Annotated in this window: 9 protein-coding genes; all 9 read right to left on the bottom strand. The window is 44.7% G+C overall.

The features are described from left to right. Positions 1-899, bottom strand: an 899-nt coding sequence (locus ACWPW2_RS22300; RefSeq protein WP_454125514.1) for a hypothetical protein, incomplete at its 3' end; no start/stop codon positions are given. Between the two features lie 8 nt (positions 900-907). Next, a complete protein-coding gene (locus ACWPW2_RS22295) occupies positions 908-1,435 on the bottom strand; it encodes a hypothetical protein (protein WP_000487867.1) in 528 nt (175 codons plus the stop codon). A 110-nt stretch (positions 1,436-1,545) separates the two neighbouring features. Continuing rightward, positions 1,546-2,829, bottom strand: a complete 1,284-nt coding sequence (locus ACWPW2_RS22290) for a major capsid protein (protein WP_000065572.1) — start codon at positions 2,827-2,829, stop codon at positions 1,546-1,548. Between the two features lie 36 nt (positions 2,830-2,865). After that, on the bottom strand, positions 2,866-2,982 hold the full coding sequence (locus ACWPW2_RS22285; RefSeq protein ID WP_000033471.1) for a phage DNA packaging protein J: 117 nt from the start codon (positions 2,980-2,982) through the stop codon (positions 2,866-2,868). Continuing rightward, positions 2,982-3,440, bottom strand: a complete 459-nt coding sequence (locus ACWPW2_RS22280) for a scaffolding protein D (protein WP_000084700.1) — start codon at positions 3,438-3,440, stop codon at positions 2,982-2,984. The genes ACWPW2_RS22285 and ACWPW2_RS22280 overlap by 1 nt, the downstream gene beginning before the upstream one ends. Then, complete coding sequence (locus ACWPW2_RS22275) at positions 3,437-3,676, bottom strand: phage DNA packaging protein C (protein ID WP_016670801.1); 240 nt, start codon at positions 3,674-3,676, stop codon at positions 3,437-3,439. The genes ACWPW2_RS22280 and ACWPW2_RS22275 overlap by 4 nt, the downstream gene beginning before the upstream one ends. Then, positions 3,609-3,761 (bottom strand): hypothetical protein, encoded by a 153-nt coding sequence (locus tag ACWPW2_RS22270; RefSeq protein ID WP_435988044.1) that lies wholly within the window; start codon positions 3,759-3,761, stop codon positions 3,609-3,611. The genes ACWPW2_RS22275 and ACWPW2_RS22270 overlap by 68 nt, the downstream gene beginning before the upstream one ends. Further along, entirely contained in the window at positions 3,694-5,235 is a 1,542-nt protein-coding gene (locus ACWPW2_RS22265) for a replication endonuclease (protein WP_000252566.1), read from the bottom strand. Before ACWPW2_RS22265 ends, ACWPW2_RS22270 begins: the two co-directional genes overlap by 68 nt. 63 nt (positions 5,236-5,298) lie before the next feature. After that, a partial coding sequence (locus ACWPW2_RS22260; protein ID WP_454125516.1) for a hypothetical protein occupies positions 5,299-5,386 on the bottom strand: 88 nt, incomplete at its 5' end.

The raw sequence follows: 5,386 nt of genomic DNA, 5'->3' as shown, positions 1-5,386 counted from the left end.
CCATGAAAAATATCAACCACACCAGAAGCAGCATCAGTGACGACATTAGAAATATCCTTTGCAGTAGCGCCAATATGAGAAGAGCCATACCGCTGATTCTGCGTTTGCTGATGAACTAAGTCAACCTCAGCACTAACCTTGCGAGTCATTTCTTTGATTTGGTCATTGGTAAAATACTGACCAGCCGTTTGAGCTTGAGTAAGCATTTGGCGCATAATCTCGGAAACCTGCTGTTGCTTGGAAAGATTGGTGTTTTCCATAATAGACGCAACGCGAGCAGTAGACTCCTTCTGTTGATAAGCAAGCATCTCATTTTGTGCATATACCTGGTCTTTCGTATTCTGGCGTGAAGTCGCCGACTGAATGCCAGCAATCTCTTTTTGAGTCTCATTTTGCATCTCGGCAATCTCTTTCTGATTGTCCAGTTGCATTTTAGTAAGCTCTTTTTGATTCTCAAATCCGGCGTCAACCATACCAGCAGAGGAAGCATCAGCACCAGCACGCTCCCAAGCATTAAGCTCAGGAAATGCAGCAGCAAGATAATCACGAGTATCCTTTCCTTTATCAGCGGCAGACTTGCCACCAAGTCCAACCAAATCAAGCAACTTATCAGAAACGGCAGAAGTGCCAGCCTGCAACGTACCTTCAAGAAGTCCTTTACCAGCTTTAGCCATAGCACCAGAAACAAAACTAGGGACGGCCTCATCAGGGTTAGGAACATTAGAGCCTTGAATGGCAGATTTAATACCAGCATCACCCATGCCTACAGTATTGTTATCGGTAGCAAGCACATCACCTTGAATGCCACCGGAGGCGGCTTTTTGACCGCCTCCAAACAATTTAGACATGGCGCCACCAGCAAGAGCAGAAGCAATACCGCCAGCAATAGCACCAAACATAAATCACCTCACTTAAGTGGCTGGAGACAAATAATCTCTTTAATAACCTGATTCAGCGAAACCAATCCGCGGCATTTAGTAGCGGTAAAGTTAGACCAAACCATGAAACCAACATAAACATTATTGCCCGGCGTACGGGGAAGGACGTCAATAGTCACACAGTCCTTGACGGTATAATAACCACCATCATGGCGACCATCCAAAGGATAAACATCATAGGCAGTCGGGAGGGTAGTCGGAACCGAAGAAGACTCAAAGCGAACCAAACAGGCAAAAAATTTAGGGTCGGCATCAAAAGCAATATCAGCACCAACAGAAACAACCTGATTAGCGGCGTTGACAGATGTATCCATCTGAATGCAATGAAGAAAACCACCATTACCAGCATTAACCGTCAAACTATCAAAATATAACGTTGACGATGTAGCTTTAGGTGTCTGTAAAACAGGTGCCGAAGAAGCTGGAGTAACAGAAGTGAGAACCAGCTTATCAGAAAAAAAGTTTGAATTATGGCGAGAAATAAAAGTCTGAAACATGATTAAACTCCTAAGCAGAAAACCTACCGCGCTTCGCTTGGTCAACCCCTCAGCGGCAAAAATTAAAATTTTTACCGCTTCGGCGTTATAACCTCACACTCAATCTTTTATCACGAAGTCATGATTGAATCGCGAGTGGTCGGCAGATTGCGATAAACGGTCACATTAAATTTAACCTGACTATTCCACTGCAACAACTGAACGGACTGGAAACACTGGTCATAATCATGGTGGCGAATAAGTACGCGTTCTTGCAAATCACCAGAAGGCGGTTCCTGAATGAATGGGAAGCCTTCAAGAAGGTGATAAGCAGGAGAAACATACGAAGGCGCATAACGATACCACTGACCCTCAGCAATCTTAAACTTCTTAGACGAATCACCAGAACGGAAAACATCCTTCATAGAAATTTCACGCGGCGGCAAGTTGCCATACAAAACAGGGTCGCCAGCAATATCGGTATAAGTCAAAGCACCTTTAGCGTTAAGGTACTGAATCTCTTTAGTCGCAGTAGGCGGAAAACGAACAAGCGCAAGAGTAAACATAGTGCCATGCTCAGGAACAAAGAAACGCGGCACAGAATGTTTATAGGTCTGTTGAACACGACCAGAAAACTGGCCTAACGACGTTTGGTCAGTTCCATCAACATCATAGCCAGATGCCCAGAGATTAGAGCGCATGACAAGTAAAGGACGGTTGTCAGCGTCATAAGAGGTTTTACCTCCAAATGAAGAAATAACATCATGGTAACGCTGCATGAAGTAATCACGTTCTTGGTCAGTATGCAAATTAGCATAAGCAGCTTGCAGACCCATAATGTCAATAGATGTGGTAGAAGTCGTCATTTGGCGAGAAAGCTCAGTCTCAGGAGGAAGCGGAGCAGTCCAAATGTTTTTGAGATGGCAGCAACGGAAACCATAACGAGCATCATCTTGATTAAGCTCATTAGGGTTAGCCTCGGTACGGTCAGGCATCCACGGCGCTTTAAAATAGTTGTTATAGATATTCAAATAACCCTGAAACAAATGCTTAGGGATTTTATTGGTATCAGGGTTAATCGTGCCAAGAAAAGCGGCATGGTCAATATAACCAGTAGTGTTAACAGTCGGGAGAGGAGTGGCATTAACACCATCCTTCATGAACTTAATCCACTGTTCACCATAAACGTGACGATGAGGGACATAAAAAGTAAAAATGTCTACAGTAGAGTCAATAGCAAGGCCACGACGCAATGGAGAAAGACGGAGAGCGCCAACGGCGTCCATCTCGAAGGAGTCGCCAGCGATAACCGGAGTAGTTGAAATGGTAATAAGACGACCAATCTGACCAGCAAGGAAGCCAAGATGGGAAAGGTCATGCGGCATACGCTCGGCGCCAGTTTGAATATTAGACATAATTTATCCTCAAGTAAGGGGCCGAAGCCCCTGCAATTAAAATTGTTGACCACCTACATACCAAAGACGAGCGCCTTTACGCTTGCCTTTAGTACCTCGCAACGGCTGCGGACGACCAGGGCGAGCGCCAGAACGTTTTTTACCTTTAGACATTACATCACTCCTTCTGCACGTAATTTTTGACGCACGTTTTCTTCTGCGTCAGTAAGAACGTCAGTGTTTCCTGCGCGTACACGCAAGGTAAACGCGAACAATTCAGCGGCTTTAACCGGACGCTCGACGCCATTAATAATGTTTTCCGTAAATTCAGCGCCTTCCATGATGAGACAGGCCGTTTGAATGTTGACGGGATGAACATAATAAGCAATGACGGCAGCAATAAACTCAACAGGAGCAGGAAAGCGAGGGTATCCTACAAAGTCCAGCGTACCATAAACGCAAGCCTCAACGCAGCGACGAGCACGAGAGCGGTCAGTAGCAATCCAAACTTTGTTACTCGTCAGAAAATCGAAATCATCTTCGGTTAAATCCAAAACGGCAGAAGCCTGAATGAGCTTAATAGAGGCCAAAGCGGTCTGGAAACGTACGGATTGTTCAGTAACTTGACTCATGATTTCTTACCTATTAGTGGTTGAACAGCATCGGACTCAGATAGTAATCCACGCTCTTTTAAAATGTCAACAAGAGAATCTCTACCATGAACAAAATGTGACTCATATCTAAACCAGTCCTTGACGAACGTGCCAAGCATATTAAGCCACTTCTCCTCATCCAACGCGTCAGTTTTTGACAGAATCGTTAGTTGATGGCGAAAGGTCGCAAAGTAAGAGCTTCTCGAGCTGCGCAAGGATAGGTCGAATTTTCTCATTTTCCGCCAGCAGTCCACTTCGATTTAATTCGTAAACAAGCAGTAGTAATTCCTGCTTTATCAAGATAATTTTTCGACTCATCAGAAATATCCGAAAGTGTTAACTTCTGCGTCATGGAAGCGATAAAACTCTGCAGGTTGGATACGCCAATCATTTTTATCGAAGCGCGCATAAATTTGAGCAGATTTGTCGTCACAGGTTGCGCCGCCAAAACGTCGGCTACAGTAACTTTTCCCAGCCTCAATCTCATCTCTCTTTTTGCGTTCTGCTTCAATATCTGGTTGAACGGCGTCGCGTCGTAACCCAGCTTGGTAAGTTGGATTAAGCACTCCGTGGACAGATTTGTCATTGTGAGCATTTTCATCCCGAAGTTGCGGCTCATTCTGATTCTGAACAGCTTCTTGGGAAGTAGCGACAGCTTGGTTTTTAGTGAGTTGTTCCATTCTTTAGCTCCTAGACCTTTAGCAGCAAGGTCCATATCTGACTTTTTGTTAACGTATTTAGCCACATAGAAACCAACAGCCATATAACTGGTAGCTTTAAGCGGCTCACCTTTAGCATCAACAGGCCACAACCAACCAGAACGTGAAAAAGCGTCCTGCGTGTAGCGAACTGCGATGGGCATACTGTAACCATAAGGCCACGTATTTTGCAAGCTATTTAACTGGCGGCGATTGCGTACCCGACGACCAAAATTAGGGTCAACGCTACCTGTAGGAAGTGTCCGCATAAAGTGCACCGCATGGAAATGAAGACGGCCATTAGCTGTACCATACTCAGGCACACAAAAATACTGATAGCAGTCGGCGTGTGAATCATTAGCCTTGCGACCCTCGGCAGCAAGAACCATACGACCAATATCACGAAAATAGTCACGCAAAGCATTGGGATTATCATAAAACGCCTCTAATCGGTCGTCAGCCAACGTGAGAGTGTCAAAAACGATAAACCAACCATCAGCATGAGCCTGTCGCATTGCATTCATCAAACGCTGAATAGCAAAGCCTCTACGCGATTTCATAGTGGAGGCCTCCAGCAATCTTGAACACTCATCCTTAATACCTTTCTTTTTGGGGTAATTATACTCATCGCGAATATCCTTAAGAGGGCGTTCAGCAGCCAGCTTGCGGCAAAACTGCGTAACCGTCTTCTCGTTCTCTAAAAACCATTTTTCGTCCCCTTCGGGGCGGTGGTCTATAGTGTTATTAATATCAAGTTGGGGGAGCACATTGTAGCATTGTGCCAATTCATCCATTAACTTCTCAGTAACAGATACAAACTCATCACGAACGTCAGAAGCAGCCTTATGGCCGTCAACATACATATCACCATTATCGAACTCAACGCCCTGCATACGAAAAGACAGAATCTCTTCCAAGAGCTTGATGCGGTTATCCATCTGCTTATGGAAGCCAAGCATTGGGGATTGAGAAAGAGTAGAAATGCCACAAGCCTCAATAGCAGGTTTAAGAGCCTCGATACGCTCAAAGTCAAAATAATCAGCGTGACATTCAGAAGGGTAATAAGAACGAACCATAAAAAAGCCTCCAAGATTTGGAGGCATGAAAACATACAATTGGGAGGGTGTCAATCCTGACGGTTATTTCCTAGACAAATTAGAGCCAATACCATCAGCTTTACCGTCTTTCCAGAAATTGTTCCAAGTATCGGCAACAGCTTTATCAATA

The organism is Kosakonia sp. Marseille-Q7440, from assembly GCF_965119485.1.
Note: the sequence above shows the minus strand (reverse complement) of the source record. Positions and strands in the feature narration are given on the sequence as shown.

What these genes read in the sequence shown, in the direction of transcription:
- ACWPW2_RS22295 (WP_000487867.1), bottom strand. Translation starts at nt 1,435, where the DNA reads ATGTTTCAGACTTTTATTTCTCGCCATAATTCAAACTTTTTTTCTGAT.
- ACWPW2_RS22290 (WP_000065572.1), bottom strand. Translation starts at nt 2,829, where the DNA reads ATGTCTAATATTCAAACTGGCGCCGAGCGTATGCCGCATGACCTTTCC.
- ACWPW2_RS22285 (WP_000033471.1), bottom strand. Translation starts at nt 2,982, where the DNA reads ATGTCTAAAGGTAAAAAACGTTCTGGCGCTCGCCCTGGTCGTCCGCAG.
- ACWPW2_RS22280 (WP_000084700.1), bottom strand. Translation starts at nt 3,440, where the DNA reads ATGAGTCAAGTTACTGAACAATCCGTACGTTTCCAGACCGCTTTGGCC.
- ACWPW2_RS22265 (WP_000252566.1), bottom strand. Translation starts at nt 5,235, where the DNA reads ATGGTTCGTTCTTATTACCCTTCTGAATGTCACGCTGATTATTTTGAC.